Source organism: Kitasatospora sp. NBC_00240, from assembly GCF_026342405.1.
GTDB lineage: Bacteria > Actinomycetota > Actinomycetes > Streptomycetales > Streptomycetaceae > Kitasatospora.
Window position 1 is genome coordinate 5,872,371 of sequence record NZ_JAPEMU010000001.1, and the last position, 15,137, is coordinate 5,887,507.

The window sequence follows — 15,137 nt, forward strand, 5'->3', positions numbered from 1 at the left end:
GACCTTCACGGCGGGCTCCGGCGGCCGGTGCCCCGGCCGCCCGGGCGGTCAGGGGCAGCCGGTCCGGCCGGTTCCGCCGGCCGAGGGCGAGGGCGAGGGCGAGGGCAGGGCGCTGAACACGCCGTCCGTCGGCGCGGCGCCGGGCGTGGGGGTCACCGGCACGGTCGCGGCGGGGGAGGCCGAGGCGGACCGGCCGGTACCGGCCGCGGCCTTGGCCGACGGCGTGGTGACGGCGGGGGCCCGCTGCACGCTCGGGGCGGCGGAGGGCGTGCCCACCGCCGTGGGGACCTGCACCGGGCTCGGGCAGGCGGTCCGGCTGGCGGGCCCGCCGGCGTCCACCGGCACGGCGGTCGGGCGGATGCCGCAGCCGGTGGCCAGCGCCGCCAGCAGGGCCGCCGTCACGGCGACACCGGCCAGCGCCCGGCCGGAGGCGTCCGCGCCGCGGCGGTCGCCGCCGGGTCGCCCGGCGACCGGCCGGCCGGGGGCGGCGCGGCGGCGCGGGGACTGTCGCTCGTCGGGGCGGGTGTTCATCAGGCGTCCTCGTCCTGGTCGGCGGGCCGGGGCTGGGTGAGCGGCAGGGTCAGGGTGAAGACCGCTCCCTGCTCGCCGTTCGCGGCCTCGATGGTGCCGCCGTGTATCTGGGCGTTGGCCATCGCGATCGACAGCCCCAGGCCGCTGCCCTCGGAGCGGGCGCGGCCCTTGTCCGCCTTGTAGAAGCGGTCGAAGACGTGCGGCAGCACGTCCTCGGGGATGCCGGGCCCGCTGTCGGAGACCTCGACGACCACGTTCTCCCCGCGCTCGCGGACCTTCACCCGCACCGGCGACCCGCCGTGCTTGAGCGCGTTGCCGATCAGGTTGGCGAAGACCACGTCCAGCCGGCGGGGGTCGACCACCGCCCGGACGCCGCGCGGCGCGTCCAGCTCCACCGCGTCGTACCAGGCCCGGCCGTCGATGCAGGACATGATCAGGTCGGCGATGTCCACCTCGTCGGCGACCAGCTTGGCGGTGCCGGCGTCGAAGCGGGTCACCTCCATCAGGTTCTCGACCAGGTCGGAGAGCCGCCGGGTCTCGCTCACCACCAGCCGGACGGCCGGCTCGATCATCGGGTCCAGCGACTCGGCCTCGTCCTCCAGGATGTCCGTCACCGCCGTCATCGCGGTCAGCGGCGTACGCAGCTCGTGCGACATGTCGGCGACGAAGCGCCGGCTCTGTGCCTCGCGGGCGCTCAGCTCCTCGACCTGCTCGTGCAGGGACTCGGCGGTGCGGTTGAACGTCCGGGCCAGATCGGCGAGTTCGTCCGCGCCCTCGACCTCCAGGCGGGTGTCGAGCCGCCCCTCGCCGAGTTGCCGGGCGGCCTCGCCGAGCCGCTTGACCGGCCGCAGCACGGTGGCGGAGGCGGCCTGCGCCAGCAGTGCCGAGCCGATCAGGGCGAGCAGGGTGGCGATCGCCAGCGACCAGCCGAGGGTGTTGAGATCGGCCCGCTCGTTCTCCAGCGACTTGAACATGTAGGCGGTCGGGCCGGTCGGCACGACCCTGGTCCCGCCGATCAGGTACGGCCGGCCGGACAGGCTCTGCCGCTGCCAGTACAGGTGGTACGCGTCGGAGTTGCTCGCCGTCAGCTCGCGCGGCTTGTTGACGGTGGTCCGCAGGGGGGTGGGCACCTGGGCCAGGGTGTAGAGCGAGGGGTCCGAGGAGGCGGTGCACTCCGGGTGGGCGTCGTCGACGACCAGGACGTCGTAGCTGAGCCCGGAGCTGGCCACCTGGGTGGCGAGGGTGGTGAGTTCCTCGCAGGTGGCGCCGAGCGGCAGTTCCGAGACGTTGCGGGTCAGCGAGACCCGGAAGTCGTTGAGGGCGGTGTCCTGGGCGCGCTTGAGCACCGCGTCCCGGTTCAACCAGTACGCGATCCCGGAGGCCGACACGGCGGTGGTCAGCGCGACCACGGCGAACACCGCGATCAGCCGCACCCGCAGCGAGCGCAGCCTGCGCCACCGCACCGGTCCGAACCGCCGGGTCCCCTGAAGGTCAGTCACTTGAACCTGTCGCGTAGTTGTCGGGATGAAGGTCTTCCGGCCGGAGCCCGGACGGGAGTCCGGTGGTCCGACCGCCGTTGCGGGCCGGCCCGGTCGGCCGGTTGCCGTGCGGGCGGTCCGCGGTCCGCAGCTGCGGTCGCCGGTCGCCGGTCGCCGGTCGCCGGCGGTCCGGTCAGGCCGGCGGGTCGAGCCGGTAGCCCACGCCGCGCACCGTGCGGATCAGCGTCGGGGCCGAGGGCACATCCTCCACCTTGGCCCGCAGCCGCTGGACACAGGCGTCCACCAGCCGGGAGTCGCCCAGGTAGTCGTGCTCCCAGACCAGCCGCAGCAGTTGCTGGCGGGACAGCGCCTGGCCGGGCCGCCGGCTGAGCTCCAGGAGCAGCCGCAGCTCGGTGGGCGTCAGCTGGAGGTCCTCGCCGTCCTTGGTGACGGTCATCGCGGAGCGGTCGATCACCACCGAGCCGTACGCGGAGGAGTCGGAGCTCTCCCGTTCGCCGCGCCGCAGCACGGCGCGGATCCGGGCGTCCAGCACCCGTGGCTGCACCGGTTTGACGACGTAGTCGTCCGCGCCGGACTCCAGGCCGACCACCACGTCGATGTCGTCCGAGCGCGCGGTCAGCAGGATGATCGGCAGCTGGTCGGTGCGCCGGATCCGGCGGCACACCTCGAAGCCGTCGATTCCGGGCAGCATGACGTCCAGGACGATCAGGTCCGGACGCTGCTCCTTGAAGAGCTTCAGTCCGTCCTCGCCCGAGGCGGCGGCGGCCACGCGGTGGCCCTGGCGGGTGAGAGCGAGTTCGAGGCCGGTCCGGATGGCGTCGTCGTCCTCGATCAGAAGGAGGAATGGCACGGCCTCATTCTGGCCCACCCGGCCCGCCGAATCACCCCCGCTACCGGCATCACGGACACCCGTGCGGGCCGGGGCCGCGCCAAGGGACCGGGAGCCGCAACCGGAACGAGGTGTTCAGGCGTCCTCGGGTGCGAGCGGTGGGGCGGGTAACGGGGTCCCGGCCGCTGTGACAGCCCTGTGACAGTCGGCGGACAGCGCCATCACAACCGGCGGGCAAGATTTTCCATGTCGCCGCAACGCAGCAGGCCAACAGGCCGGTCGCGGAGGCGGCGCAAGGAACCGCTCGTACCGACCAAGGGGGCGCACGATGAACGCATCGCTTCAGACCCGGAGCAACCCGGCTGTGCGGAACGCGCGTTCGTCAGCCGGCGTCCAGCCGGCCCACCGGACGCGGTACGAGGTCAGGACCGACGAGACTTCCGGTGCCGTCGTCGTACGGGGGTGCGCCCACAGCACCGGTGGAAACCCTGTCGGACGCCGGGTGGGTGGCGTCGGCAGGGCGGGGGAGCTGTACGGGATCGGCCGACGGGGGAACGCGGCCGACTCCGCCAACACCCTCACGCTGCGGGGCATCCTCCCCGTCCGCGTCGAGGGCAAGGACACCCCGGGGGGTGCGGGGAACGGCCTGGCGACGGTCGGCTCGGGGGAGCCGGACGCCCGCGAGGCCGCAGGTGCGACACTGCTGCGGCTGTCTCCCGCGGCAGGACGCACCGGCGGGGGAGTACAGGGAGGCGCGCAGGGGGAGCCCTCGGCCGCCGCGGAGGACCACATCACGGAGTTCACCGCGTACGTGCGCGAGCGCCGCGCCTCCCTGTACGCCACCGCCTACCACCTGACCGGTGACCGCTACGAGGCCGAGGACCTGCTGCAGAGCGCGCTCTTCAGCACCTACCGCGCCTGGGGCCGGATCACCGACAAGGCCGCGGTCGGGGGCTACCTCCGCCGCACCATGACCAACCTGCACATCTCCGCCTGGCGGCGCCGCAAGGTCAACGAGTACCCGACCGAGGAGCTGCCGGAGACGGTCGGCGACACCGACGCGATGGGCGGCACCGAGCTGCGCGCCGTGCTCTGGCAGGCGCTGGCCAAGCTGCCCGAGAACCAGCGCACCATGCTGGTGCTCCGCTACTACGAGGGCAAGACCGACCCGGAGATCGCCGACGTGCTCGGCATCAGCGTCGGCACCGTCAAGAGCAGCATCTGGCGCGCCCTGCGCCGGCTGCGCGAGGACGAGCAGCTCAACCGCACCGGCGACACCGCGCACGCCTTCGGCGAACTGGTGGCGTGACGGGCACCACCACAGGACTCCCGTCGGGGGACGGGACAGGGACGCTGCGGGAACGCGGTACCGGCTCGGGGGAGCGGGTGTCGTGGGGGAGGCCCGCAGTGCAGGACTCCCGTCGGGGGACGGGAACGGAAGGCCGCGGGATCGCGGTGCCTGTTCGGGGGAGCGGGCGCCGCGGGGGAAGCCCGCGGCCGTGAACGGCGGCCGGACCGGTGCGGGGGAGATGCACCGGCCCGGCCGCCGTTCTGCCGTGCCCGGGAGCCGTGCCGCCGGACCCGGGCGGGGTCCCGGCGGGCCGGCCGGGGCGCAAGGCCGCGGCCCGGTCAGGTGGACAGCCGGAGCTGAAGCCAGCAGGACAGCCGGTCGTCCGGGTCGTCCAGGTCCAGGCCGAACAGCTCCCGGGCCCGCCGCAGCCGGTACTTGAGGGTGTTGGGGTGCACCGCCAGGCGCTCGGCCGCCTGCGCGACGTTGCCGACCGCGTCCAGCCAGGCGGTGACCGAGGCGGCGTAGGCGGTCTGCTGCGCCCGGTCGTGCGCGACCATCGCCTCGATCCCGGGGTGCCGCAGCCGGGGCAGCCGGGCGAGTTCGTCCGCGACGTGCGCGAGCAGCACCCCGGCGTGGGCGTCGGCGAGGTCGGCCACCTCGGGGGAGTCCGGGGCGGCCGTGGTGACCCGCAGGATGTCGTCCACCTCCGAACGCAGGTCGGGCAGTTCGCCGAGGTCGTCGGCGCAGCGACTGAAGGCGGCCCGCAGCGGGGCGTCGAAGGTCCGGCCGAGGGTCGCCACGGCCTGCTCGGCGAGCCGGCGGACCGCCGCCGGGTCGAGCTCCGCCAGCAGCACGTAGACGGTCCGGCCGGCCGTGGCGACGGCGGCGTCGGCATGCACCGCGGCCCAGTGCCGGGCCGCGGCGGCCGCGAGCCGGACCAGCGGCGGCGCCTGGCGGCCGGCGGACCGCTGCGCGGCCAGGCCGACCAGGGTGAGCCGGGCCCGGTCGGGCAGCCCGAGCCGGTAGCGGGCCTCGGCGGCCGGCCCGCTGCCGTTCAGGGCGCCGCGCAGCGCGTCCTCCCGCGCGTGCAGGTCGAGTTCGGCGGAGCTGCGGCGGCGCAGCATGTGGAGCGCGGCGAGCCGGGCACCGTCCAGCAGGGCGCCTTCGGCCGCCGGGAGGAGCCGGCCGGCCGGGTCGGTGGCGGCCGGGCCCTCGATGGCCCAGATGGTGCCGAGCGGCAGGTCCCCGGCGCGGATGGCCACCGCGGAGCGGGGCATCTCCTCCGCGCTGAGGGTCGGCACCTGGACGACCCCGGGGGCGGCCAGCACCTCGCGGTACTGCCCGTGCTGCTCCGGTTCGTCGTCCGGGACCTGGCGCTCCAGGATGCCGCGGCGGCGCAGGTCGTCCATCGGCTGGCCGGGCAGGGCGGAGTAGGCGAGGACCCGCCGGTCGAGGTCCTCGACCGCCACGGAGCCGCCGACGACGGCCGCGATGGCGTTGGCGAGGGCGAAGAGTTCCTCGCTGGTGCCGTCGACGATTGGCGATTTCGCGAGGTCCATACCTCCACCTTAGGCAGTTCCGCCAAAGACCGGGCGGCCCGGCACGCGGACGATGGTGCTCACACCCCTTCGACGCGGCCCCTCCGCCGGTGCGCGGCCGTCCACCCCCAGCAGCAGGAAAGGCAGGGAGTCCATGAGCTTCGCCGCCACCACGCCCGCGGCCCGGCCCTCCACCGCCCGGATCTCCGGGAGCGGGTTCTCCGGGCCCGGGGTGCCCGCGACGGGTGCCGGCGCGGCGACGGGGTCGGGTACGGCGTCGGGGTCGGCCGCCGTGGACGACCTGCTCCGGCTCTTCCCGCCCGGCACCTCCCTGGCCGGCGACGGCACCCTGTTGATCGGCGGCGTCCCGGTGACGGAGCTGGCCGAGGCCTACGGCACGCCGGCCCTGCTCGTGGACGAGAACGCGGTACGCGCCCGGGCCCGCCGGTACGCCGACGGCCTCGCCGCCCGCTGGCCCAACTCCCGGGTCACCTTCGCCTCCAAGGCGTTCCCGTGCACCGCCGTCTACCGGCTGCTCGCCGAGGAGGGCCTGGGCTTCGACGTCGCCGGCGGCGGCGAGCTGACCCTGGCCCTGGCGGCCGGCGCGGATCCGGCCGGTCTGGTGGTGCACGGCAACGCCAAGACCGAGGAGGAGCTGCGGCTCGCGGTCGAGGCGCGGGCCGGCCTGATCGTGGTGGACAGCTTCGACGACATCGACCGGCTGGAGCGGATCGTCGGCGAGGTCTCCGGCCGTACCCAGGGGGTGCTGGTCCGGGTCACCCCCGACATCCGGCCGGACACCCACGAGGCGATCTCGACCGGCCAGGCGGGCTCCAAGTTCGGCCTGCCGCTCCCGCAGGCGAAGGAGGCGGTGGCCCGGCTGCGCGGCAGCGACCGGCTGCGGCTGGACGGCGTCCACGCGCACGTCGGCTCGCAGATCATGGAGACCGGACCGTTCGCCCGGGCCGTCGAGGCGCTGGCGGGGCTGGGCGAGTTCGCGGTGTACGACCTGGGTGGCGGCCTGGGCGCCCGGTACACCTACCGGGACCGCCCGCCGAGCGTCGAGCACTACCTGGACACCCTGGTGGAGACGGCCGGCATGGTCCTGCCGGCGGGGGCGCGGATCCTGATCGAGCCGGGCCGCTCGATGGTCGCGGAGGCGGGGGTCTCGCTGTACCGGGTGGTGACGGTCAAGCCGGGCGGGCAGCCGTTCGTCGCGGTGGACGGCGGGATGGGCGACAACCTGGAGGTCTCGCTGTACGGCCAGCGCTTCGAGGCCACGGTGGCGACCCGGGTGGGCGGCGGCGAGCGGTGCCGGCTGGTCGGCCGGCACTGCGAGTCCGGCGACGTGCTGAGCGCGGGCGTGCCGCTGCGCGACCCGCGCCCGGGCGACCTGGTCGCGGTGCCGGTCACCGGCGCCTACACGTACGCGCTGAGCAACAACTACAACGGTGCCCGGCGGCCCCCGGTGGTGTTCTGCCGGGACGGTGAGCACCGTGCGGTGGTGCGCCGCGAGAGCTACCAGGACCTGCTGCGTCGCGACCTCGGCTGAGGCACGGGACCCTCAGGTCCAGCGGGCGGACGATCGGCCGCCGAGGCATCGGGGCGCCGGGCGGACGGCGGACGGCGTGGGTGCGGGCGTTGTCCGGCGGCGCCCGCCGTCAGACGCCGACCTCGACCGGCGCGGGGGCGGCGGCCACCGCCCCGATCCGGCGCCCGGCCTCCGGGCCGGCGCAGGCGTACGCGCCCAGCCCGACCTGACGGGCGACGATGCCGCGTTCGGCGCGCATCAGCCGCCAGCCGCGGCGCAGCAGGACGGGCAGGGACTTGCGGCCCTCGCGGACGTCCCGGCGCAGCCGCCGCCAGGCCGTGGTGGTCGGGCGGTTGCGCAGGCAGAGCGCGTCCCCGAGCAGGCCCTCGGCCGCGCACTGCCCGACGATCTCGGCGGCGAAGATGCCTTCGGCGATGAACGCGGACGCCCCCGCGAGGTCCAGCGTGCGGGTGCTCACCCGGCCGTTGTCGGGGATCGAGTACACCGGGACGTCGGTGCGGCCGGCGCCGCTGAGCCGGCGGATGGCCTCGACGGCCTGCTCACGGTGCCAGGAGAGCGGGGAGTCCCAGTCGACGGCGCCGTCGTCGAGCCGCGGCAGGCTCGGGTCGTCGCCGTCCTTGTAGAAGTCGTCGAGCTGGAGCACGGGAAGTCCGCTGCGCTCGGCCAGTGAGGACTTCCCGGAGCCGGAGGGTCCGGACAGCAGGACGACCTGGGCGCGGGCTGTCGGTGCGGGGTTCAGCGGGGAGTCACTCACGAGACACCAGTCTGACGCATCGGACGGCGATGCCGAAACGGTGCGGAGCGGACTTTCGCGGCCGGGCGGCCGGTCGCCCGCAGGACGGTCACGGGGGTGGACCGGGGGGTGACGGGCTGTGCGGACCGGCCTGCCGGGCCGGTCCGCGGTCGCCGCCGACCCGGGTGGTTCGCCTGCTGGTCGGCACCTCGCCGGCCAGGGGGTGCCAGGTCCGGGCGGATGACTCGGCAAGTAAAAATTCAGTCATGGAGAAGTCAAAAACGATCTAGGCTGGAGCGGTTCACGATCTTCCTAGGCGAAGTAGGTTCCACGGATGAAGTTGGCGCGCGTTTCGGCGATCCTCGTGGCGGTCGCGATCGCACCGGCTGTCCTGCTCCCCTCCTCGGCCTCGGCGGTCGGCACCACCGACGGCGGGTCGCCGGCCGGCAGCTCGGCCCCGGACGCCCTCGCGGCCGACGAGCAGGCCCCGGCGGCGCCCAAGGCGTCCGACCCGGCCGAGGAAGCGGATCGCGCGGCCGTGCAGAAGCTGCTGGACGACCCGGCGAGCGGTCGCGGCGTGCGGGAGGCGGCCGCCAAGGCGCTCGCCGGCACCGCGGCCGACCTGCGGGACTTCCTGGAGACCGGCCTGTACAAGGCCCGCGCCGAGGACGACCGGGTGCGGGTCTTCCAGATCCTGAGCGCCGGCGGCCCGGCGGTCCGGAAGGCGGCGAGCGCCGCGCTGGACGCCAACACCGACGAGGCCATCCGGGAGTTCCTGGAGGTCGGTCAGTACGCGGCCCGGCTGTCCGACGACCGGGTGCGGGTCTCGCAGATCATGAGTGCCGGCGGCAAGGCGGTCCAGAAGGCGGCCGGCGCCGCGCTGGACGCCGACACCGCGGAGGCCATCGCCCAGTTCCTGGAGGTCGGCCAGTACGTGGCCCGCGCCGAGGACGACCGGGTCGAGATCCTCACGATCCTCGGCGACCCGAAGACCGGCCCGCGCGTCCGGGCGGCGGCGGAGCAGGCGCTCGACGGCAGCGCCGCGGACCTGCGGAGCTTCCTGGAGACCGGTCGGCAGGTGGCCCAGGACTCGGACGACCGGCTCCGGACCTCCCAGCTCGCCGAGACCGGCGGCCCGGCCGTGCGCGCGGCCGCCCTGGCGGCGCTGGAGGGCAGCATCGAGGACGTCCGGCTGTTCCTGAAGACCGGCCAGTACGAGGCCGCGGCGAAGGACAAGGCAGCCGCGGACAAGGCCGCCGCCGACCGGGCCGCCGCGGACAAGGCGGCTGCCGACAAGGCGGCCGCGGACGCCGCCGCCGCCCAGGGCGGGCCGGGGGACGGCGTCCGGCCGGCGAGCCTGACCACCCCGGTCACCGCTCCCTCCACCCTGACGACCACGGCGACCGGTACCACCGCGGGAGCCCGCACCGGCACCCAGCTCGCCGCCACCGGCGCCGGCGACGCCCTTCCGTGGGAGGTCGGCGGCGCCACCGCCGCTCTCGCCCTCGGCGCGGGCGCGGTCCTGGTGTCCCGCCGGCGCACCGCCGACGGGAGCTGATCCGCACCGCTTCGCGCGGACCGATGACGGACGCCCCGCCCCAGGCCACCGGCCTGCGGTGGGGCGTCCCGCGTGTGCGGCCGGCCGCCGCTCAGGCCTTGCGCAGGGTGGCCGGCCCGGTCAGGGCGGTGTGCAGCAGCGGCAGGTAGCGACTGTCCACCTGCAGGTGCACCGGCCGCCCGCCGCCGGGCGGCCGGTAGGTCTTGGCGGCCCAGTCCTGGCTCCGCCAGGAGTCCGGTTCGGGGTCCTGCAAGGTGCCGCCGACCGGCAGGTCGAGGGCAGGGAGGGTGCGGGCGCGGAAGACCGCGTGGGTGGCGCCCGGGGTGAGCCACAGCCGTCCGGAGACGTACTCGGCCGGCCACACGGACCCGTCCGGGCGCGCCGAGCACGGCACCCGGACGGGCCGGCCGGCGGCCAGCCGTCGACGGGTGCGGACCACGTGCAGGCTGCGGACAAGGCCGTCCGTCAGCAGTGCCAGCAGCTCGCCGATGATCTCCCCCATGGTGCTCCCCTCCCGGTCGATGGTTCCAGTCTGGGCGCCGGGGCGGTGGCGGGGGAGCGCCGATCGGCTCGGTCCGGCGCTACGAAAGTCGACGGCCGGCCGACCGGCCCGCCGGTGCGGGTGGGGCGTCTTCGGGCCGACCGGTGCGGCCGGGCCCGGAAAGTCGACGGACCCGCGCCAGGGGGGGGAGGCGCGGGTCCGTCATGGCACGTCCGGGCCCTGGGGGGGTAGGGCACTGGGGACGGCCAGTCTGTGGAGTTGTACCGGAGTCCTCCGGCCCGGGGGCCGGTCAGATCCCGATCGGGTGCCAGACCGTCTTGGTCTCCAGGAAGGAGAGTAGCCGGTCCGTTCCGGGCGCAACGGTCCAGTCCTGGGCGAACGGGTCCACCTCGGGTCGAACCACCCGCTTCAGGGTATCCGCGGCGGACGCCTCCAGCTCCGCCGCCGCGCCGGGACCGTCGGTCGCGATCGCGCCGGTGAGGTCGACCGCGTTGACGTCCTGGTGCGAGGCCAGCGTCGGGGCGATGTCCGCCGTCCGGCCCGAGATGATGTTGACGACGCCGCCCGGCAGGTCGGAGGTGGCCAGCACCTCGCCCAGCGAGAGGGCCGGCAGCGGGGCGTCGGCGGCGGCCGCCACCACCACGGTGTTGCCGGTGGCGATGGCCGGCGCGATCACCGAGACCAGGCCGAGGAACGAGTGCCCGTACCCGGCCTGCGGGGCGACGATGCCGACCACGCCGGTCGGCTCGGGCACCGACAGGTTGAAGAACGGCCCGGCGACGGGGTTGCCGTTGCCCGCGATCTGGGCGACCTTGTCGGTCCAGCCCGCGTACCAGACCCAGCGGTCGATGGCGGCGTCCACCAGGGCGGCGGCCTTCTTGGCGCCGATGTTCTCGGACACCGCCACCTCGGCCGCGAACTGCTCGCGTCGGCCCTGCAGCATCTCGGCGACCCGGTACAGCACCTGGCCGCGGTTGTAGGCGGTGGTGCCCGACCAGCCCTTGACCGCCGCGCGGGCGGCGAGCACGGCGTCGCGGGTGTCCTTGCGGGTGCCGAGCGGGGCGTTGGCCAGCCACTGGCCCTTGCTGTCGGTCACCTCGTACACCCGCCCGCTCTCGGAGCGCGGGAACTTCCCGCCGACGTACAGCTTGTAGGTCTTGAGGACGTCAAGTCGCGTGCTGGTCTCAGACATCGAGGTACGCCTCCAGGCCGTGGCGACCGCCCTCGCGGCCGTAGCCCGACTCCTTGTAGCCGCCGAACGGCGAGGTCGGGTCGAACTTGTTGAAGGTGTTGGCCCACACCACGCCGGCCTTGAGCTGGTTCGCCATCCAGAGGATGCGCGAGCCCTTCTCGGTCCAGACGCCGGCCGAGAGGCCGTACGGGGTGTTGTTGGCCTTCTCGACCGCCTCGGCGGGGGTGCGGAAGGTCAGCACGGACAGCACCGGGCCGAAGATCTCCTCGCGGGCGATCCGGTGGGCCTGGCTGACGCCGGTGAACAGGGTCGGCTTGAACCAGAAGCCGGTGCCGGGCAGATCGCAGGCGGGCGACCAGCGCTCGGCGCCCTCCGCCTCGCCGGCGGCGGTCAGCTCGGTGATCCGGGACAGCTGCGCGGCCGAGTTGATCGCGCCGATGTCGGTGTTCTTGTCCAGCGGGTCGCCGACCCGCAGGGTGTCCATCCGGCGCTTCAGCGCGTCCAGCACCTCGTCCTGGACGGACTCCTGGACCAGCAGGCGCGAGCCCGCGCAGCAGACGTGGCCCTGGTTGAAGAAGATGCCGTTGACGATGCCCTCGACGGCCTGGTCGATCGGCGCGTCGTCGAAGACGATGTTCGCGGCCTTGCCGCCCAGCTCCAGCGACAGCTTCTTGCGGGTGCCGGCCAACTGCTTGGCGATCGCCCGGCCGACCGGGGTGGAGCCGGTGAAGGCGACCTTGTTGACGTCCGGGTGGGAGGTCAGCGCGGCGCCGGTGCGCCCGTCGCCGGTGACGATGTTGACGACGCCCTTCGGCAGACCGGCCTGGCGGCAGATCTCGGCGAAGCGCAGCGCCGTCAGCGGGGTGGTCTCGGCGGGCTTCAGCACGACCGTGTTGCCGGTGGCGAGCGCCGGGGCGATCTTCCAGGCCAGCATCAGCAGCGGGAAGTTCCACGGGATGACCTGGCCGGCCACGCCCAGCGGACGCGGGTTGGCGCCGTAGCCTGCGAAGTCGAGCTTGTCGGCCCAGCCCGCGTAGTAGAAGAAGTGCGCGGCGACCAGCGGCAGGTCGACGTCGCGGGTCTCGCGGATCGGCTTGCCGTTGTCGATCGACTCCAGCACCGCCAGCTCGCGCGAGCGCTCCTGGATGATCCGGGCGATCCGGAACAGGTACTTGGCGCGCTCGCTGCCCGGCAGCGCCGACCAGTCGGTGAAGGCCTTGCGGGCCGCGGCGACCGCGCGGTCGACGTCCTCCTCGGTGCCCTGCGCGAACTCGGCGAGCACCTGTTCGGTGGCCGGGTTGACGGTCTTCAGGGCCTCGCTGCCACTGCTGTCGACGAACTCGCCGCCGATGAAGTGACCGTACGAGGTGGCGATGTCGCCGGCCGCCGCGGGGGACTCGGGAGCGGGCGCGTACTCGAAGAGGCCGTTCTTGCGCACGGGCTCTTCCGCCTTCTTGGTGTTCTTGGCCATGGTTCTCAGTCCACCGTCACGTAGTCGGGACCGGAGTACCGGCCGGTGGTCAGCTTCTGGCGCTGCATGAGCAGGTCGTTGAGCAGGCTGGAGGCGCCGAAGCGGAACCAGTGCGGGCTCAGCCAGTCGTCGCCGAGGGTCTCGTTGACCATGACCAGGTACTTCATGGCGTCCTTGGTGGTCTTGATGCCACCGGCGGGCTTCACACCGACCTGGACCCCAGTCTGCTCCTTGAAGTCGCGGACGGCTTCGAGCATCAGCAGCGTCACCGGGGGCGTCGCGTTGACCGCGACCTTGCCGGTGGAGGTCTTGATGAAGTCGGCGCCGGCCAGCATGGCCAGCCAGGAGGCGCGGCGCACGTTGTCGTACGTCTGCAGCTCGCCGGTCTCGAAGATCACCTTGAGGTGGGCGGCGGTGCCGTCGGGGCGCTTGCACGCCTCCTTGACGGCGGTGATCTCCTCGAAGACGGACAGGTAGCGGCCGGAGAGGAAGGCCCCCCGGTCGATCACCATGTCGATCTCGTCGGCGCCGGCGGCCACCGCGTCGGCGGTGTCGGCCAGCTTCACCGGGAGCGAGGCGCGCCCGGCGGGGAAGGCGGTGGCGACCGAGGCGACCTGGATGTCGGTGCCGTTCAGGGCCGCCTTCGCGGTGGCGACCATGTCGGGGTAGACGCAGATCGCGGCGACGCGGGGGGTGGTCGGGTCGGTCGGGTCGGGGTTCCTGCCCTTGGTGCACAGGGCGCGCACCTTGCCGACCGTGTCCGCGCCTTCCAGCGTGGTCAGGTCGATCATCGAGATCGCCAGGTCGATGGCGTACGCCTTCGCCGTGGTCTTGATCGAGCGGGTGCCGAGGGTGGCGGCGCGGGCTTCCAGGCCGACGGCGTCGACTCCTGGCAGTCCGTGCAGGAAACGGCGGAGCGAGGCCTCGGAGGACGCGACGTCACTCAGGCCGCCGCCCGCAGCGCTGGAGGCTTGGGCTGCAACAGTGGACATAGTCACCAGACCACCATATCTACGCGCGTAGTCGTCCGCTAGGGCGAGCCCCTTTCTGCTGCCGTTCGATACGGGACCGAGACCTCGGCCGAAGCGGCACCCGGGGTCGGGCGCCGCACCCCTTGCGGCTACGCCTCGTACGTCCCCGCGACCCCGTGCTTCTCCAGCACCCCGTGCGTCACCCGGGCCAGGTCCTCCGGGCTCGGCAGCAGTGGACGCAACTCGGCGGGCAGCGTCCGGTAGGTGGTCACGGCCAGCGGCTGGTTCGTCCCGCGCGGCGAGTACTGGACGGCGTCCTCGTCCCGGTGGGCGGCGATCAGGATGCCGAGTGTCGCGTCGTCGCGCTGCGGGTCGCGCACCTTGTCGTCCACCACCGCGGTGCAGAAGCCGAGCTTGCCCAGGTGCTCCGGCTGGGCGCGGCCGATCTTCAGCTCGACGACGACGTACCGGTGCAGGCGCAGGTGGTGGAAGAGCAGGTCCGTCTTGAACTGCTGGCTACCGACCTGCGGCGGGTACTGCCGGCCGACGAAGGCGAAGCCCACGCCGAGCTCCTGGAGGAACCGGACCACGTGGTCGACGAGGGCCGTTTCGAGGTCCTGCTCGGAGTGGCCGTCGCCGGGCCGGCTCTCGGTCTCGTTGCTCATCCGGCAGAGCGTGCGGATTCAACCGCGGCCTCGGAGCGCAGTAACGATTCCGCTCACTCGAAAGGATGAGCTACCGCCCGGCAAGAATTCGGGCAGCGGCCTGTGGCGCGAATTCCCACCGCCCGGCAGCGCCGAGAATGGCCCCATGACGACCACGCCCGACCAGCCGGACGCCCCCACCCCCCGCAAGCGGACCGGGCGGCGCCCCGGTGGCGCCGACACCCGGCGGACCGTGCTGGAGGCGGCACGGGCGGAGTTCGCGGTCCGGGGGTACGAGAAGGCGAGCATGCGGGCGATCGGGCGGGCGGCCGGGGTGGACGCGGCCCTGCTGCACCACTACTTCGGGAGCAAGGACCGCCTGTTCATGGCCGCGCTGGAGTTCCCGGTGCAGCCGAAGGCGGCGGTGGCGCAGCTGCTGGAGGGTGACCGGGCGGTATTGGGGGAGCGGGTGGCGCAGTTCGTGCTGACGCTCTGGGAACAGCCCGGGGTGCTGGACCGGCTGATGGCGCTGGTCCGGGCGGCGGCCACCACCGAGCAGGTGGCGCGGCTGATGCGGGAGTTCGTCCAGGAGGAGCTGGTGGCCCGGATCGCGGCCGAGCTGCAGGTCGAACAGCCGGAGCTGCGGGCCGAGTTGATGTTCTCGCAGATCGTCGGGCTGGCGATGGCCCGGTATGTGATCGGGGTCGAGCCGCTGGCCTCGGCGACCCGCGCGGAGCTGGTGCCGCTGCTGGCGCCGACCTTCCAGGGGTATCTCGGCGGCGCCTGAGCAGGGCCGGCCGGGCGCTTGACGGGAGGGGTGCGCGGC

14 protein-coding genes are annotated in these 15,137 nt (G+C 74.1%); 4 read left to right on the forward strand and 10 right to left on the reverse strand.

Translation table 11 applies throughout. The features are described from left to right. Positions 1 to 48: 48 nt before the first annotated feature. The 3 genes from OG689_RS25055 to OG689_RS25065 all read right to left on the reverse strand — a co-directional run bounded on the left by OG689_RS25055 (position 49) and on the right by OG689_RS25065 (position 2,880). A complete protein-coding gene (locus OG689_RS25055) occupies positions 49 to 531 on the reverse strand; it encodes a hypothetical protein (RefSeq protein WP_266323123.1) in 483 nt (160 codons plus the stop codon). After that, complete coding sequence (locus tag OG689_RS25060) at positions 531 to 2,030, reverse strand: HAMP domain-containing sensor histidine kinase (RefSeq protein ID WP_266323124.1); 1,500 nt, start codon at positions 2,028 to 2,030, stop codon at positions 531 to 533. The genes OG689_RS25055 and OG689_RS25060 overlap by 1 nt, the downstream gene beginning before the upstream one ends. Before the next feature lie 172 nt (positions 2,031 to 2,202). Continuing rightward, complete coding sequence (locus OG689_RS25065) at positions 2,203 to 2,880, reverse strand: response regulator transcription factor (RefSeq protein WP_184918780.1); 678 nt, start codon at positions 2,878 to 2,880, stop codon at positions 2,203 to 2,205. Between the two features lie 481 nt (positions 2,881 to 3,361). Between OG689_RS25065 and OG689_RS25070 the strand changes: the two genes are divergently transcribed. Further along, entirely contained in the window at positions 3,362 to 4,168 is an 807-nt protein-coding gene (locus tag OG689_RS25070; protein WP_266323125.1) for a SigE family RNA polymerase sigma factor, read from the forward strand. A gap of 320 nt (positions 4,169 to 4,488) precedes the next feature. On the opposite strand, the gene OG689_RS25075 is transcribed toward OG689_RS25070, so the two are convergent. After that, entirely contained in the window at positions 4,489 to 5,709 is a 1,221-nt protein-coding gene (locus OG689_RS25075; RefSeq protein ID WP_266323126.1) for a helix-turn-helix domain-containing protein, read from the reverse strand. Positions 5,710 to 5,842: 133 nt separating this feature from the next. Between OG689_RS25075 and lysA the strand changes: the two genes are divergently transcribed. Further along, complete coding sequence (lysA, locus tag OG689_RS25080; protein ID WP_266323127.1) at positions 5,843 to 7,240, forward strand: diaminopimelate decarboxylase; 1,398 nt, start codon at positions 5,843 to 5,845, stop codon at positions 7,238 to 7,240. Positions 7,241 to 7,349: 109 nt separating this feature from the next. On the opposite strand, the gene OG689_RS25085 is transcribed toward lysA, so the two are convergent. Further along, positions 7,350 to 7,994, reverse strand: coding sequence for an ATP-binding protein (locus tag OG689_RS25085; RefSeq protein WP_266323128.1), 645 nt, complete (start codon positions 7,992 to 7,994; stop codon positions 7,350 to 7,352). A 313-nt stretch (positions 7,995 to 8,307) separates the two neighbouring features. On the opposite strand from OG689_RS25085, the gene OG689_RS25090 reads away from it, so the two are divergent. Then, on the forward strand, positions 8,308 to 9,531 hold the full coding sequence (locus OG689_RS25090; protein WP_266323129.1) for a hypothetical protein: 1,224 nt from the start codon (positions 8,308 to 8,310) through the stop codon (positions 9,529 to 9,531). A gap of 91 nt (positions 9,532 to 9,622) precedes the next feature. On the opposite strand, the gene OG689_RS25095 is transcribed toward OG689_RS25090, so the two are convergent. The 5 genes from OG689_RS25095 to OG689_RS25115 all read right to left on the reverse strand — a co-directional run bounded on the left by OG689_RS25095 (position 9,623) and on the right by OG689_RS25115 (position 14,332). Beyond that, positions 9,623 to 10,033 (reverse strand): hypothetical protein, encoded by a 411-nt coding sequence (locus OG689_RS25095; RefSeq protein ID WP_266323130.1) that lies wholly within the window; start codon positions 10,031 to 10,033, stop codon positions 9,623 to 9,625. Positions 10,034 to 10,322: 289 nt separating this feature from the next. Then, positions 10,323 to 11,225: an aldehyde dehydrogenase family protein gene (locus OG689_RS25100; RefSeq protein ID WP_266323131.1), complete on the reverse strand. Its 903-nt coding sequence runs from the start codon at positions 11,223 to 11,225 to the stop codon at positions 10,323 to 10,325. Beyond that, entirely contained in the window at positions 11,218 to 12,696 is a 1,479-nt protein-coding gene (locus tag OG689_RS25105) for an aldehyde dehydrogenase family protein (RefSeq protein WP_266323132.1), read from the reverse strand. Before OG689_RS25105 ends, OG689_RS25100 begins: the two co-directional genes overlap by 8 nt. 5 nt (positions 12,697 to 12,701) lie before the next feature. Further along, entirely contained in the window at positions 12,702 to 13,688 is a 987-nt protein-coding gene (gene deoC / locus OG689_RS25110; protein WP_266323133.1) for a deoxyribose-phosphate aldolase, read from the reverse strand. A gap of 128 nt (positions 13,689 to 13,816) precedes the next feature. After that, the gene (locus OG689_RS25115; RefSeq protein ID WP_266323134.1) at positions 13,817 to 14,332 is read right to left on the reverse strand and encodes a PDDEXK nuclease domain-containing protein; all 516 of its coding nucleotides are present in this window, start codon (positions 14,330 to 14,332) and stop codon (positions 13,817 to 13,819) included. Between the two features lie 145 nt (positions 14,333 to 14,477). On the opposite strand from OG689_RS25115, the gene OG689_RS25120 reads away from it, so the two are divergent. Continuing rightward, positions 14,478 to 15,098, forward strand: a complete 621-nt coding sequence (locus OG689_RS25120; RefSeq protein ID WP_266323135.1) for a TetR family transcriptional regulator — start codon at positions 14,478 to 14,480, stop codon at positions 15,096 to 15,098. Positions 15,099 to 15,137: the final 39 nt, after the last annotated feature.

What these genes read in the sequence shown, in the direction of transcription:
- OG689_RS25075 (WP_266323126.1), bottom strand. Translation starts at nt 5,709, where the DNA reads ATGGACCTCGCGAAATCGCCAATCGTCGACGGCACCAGCGAGGAACTC.
- OG689_RS25105 (WP_266323132.1), bottom strand. Translation starts at nt 12,696, where the DNA reads ATGGCCAAGAACACCAAGAAGGCGGAAGAGCCCGTGCGCAAGAACGGC.
- OG689_RS25120 (WP_266323135.1), top strand. Translation starts at nt 14,478, where the DNA reads ATGACGACCACGCCCGACCAGCCGGACGCCCCCACCCCCCGCAAGCGG.
- OG689_RS25115 (WP_266323134.1), bottom strand. Translation starts at nt 14,332, where the DNA reads ATGAGCAACGAGACCGAGAGCCGGCCCGGCGACGGCCACTCCGAGCAG.
- lysA (WP_266323127.1), top strand. Translation starts at nt 5,843, where the DNA reads ATGAGCTTCGCCGCCACCACGCCCGCGGCCCGGCCCTCCACCGCCCGG.
- deoC (WP_266323133.1), bottom strand. Translation starts at nt 13,688, where the DNA reads ATGTCCACTGTTGCAGCCCAAGCCTCCAGCGCTGCGGGCGGCGGCCTG.
- OG689_RS25090 (WP_266323129.1), top strand. Translation starts at nt 8,308, where the DNA reads ATGAAGTTGGCGCGCGTTTCGGCGATCCTCGTGGCGGTCGCGATCGCA.
- OG689_RS25100 (WP_266323131.1), bottom strand. Translation starts at nt 11,225, where the DNA reads ATGTCTGAGACCAGCACGCGACTTGACGTCCTCAAGACCTACAAGCTG.
- OG689_RS25095 (WP_266323130.1), bottom strand. Translation starts at nt 10,033, where the DNA reads ATGGGGGAGATCATCGGCGAGCTGCTGGCACTGCTGACGGACGGCCTT.
- OG689_RS25055 (WP_266323123.1), bottom strand. Translation starts at nt 531, where the DNA reads ATGAACACCCGCCCCGACGAGCGACAGTCCCCGCGCCGCCGCGCCGCC.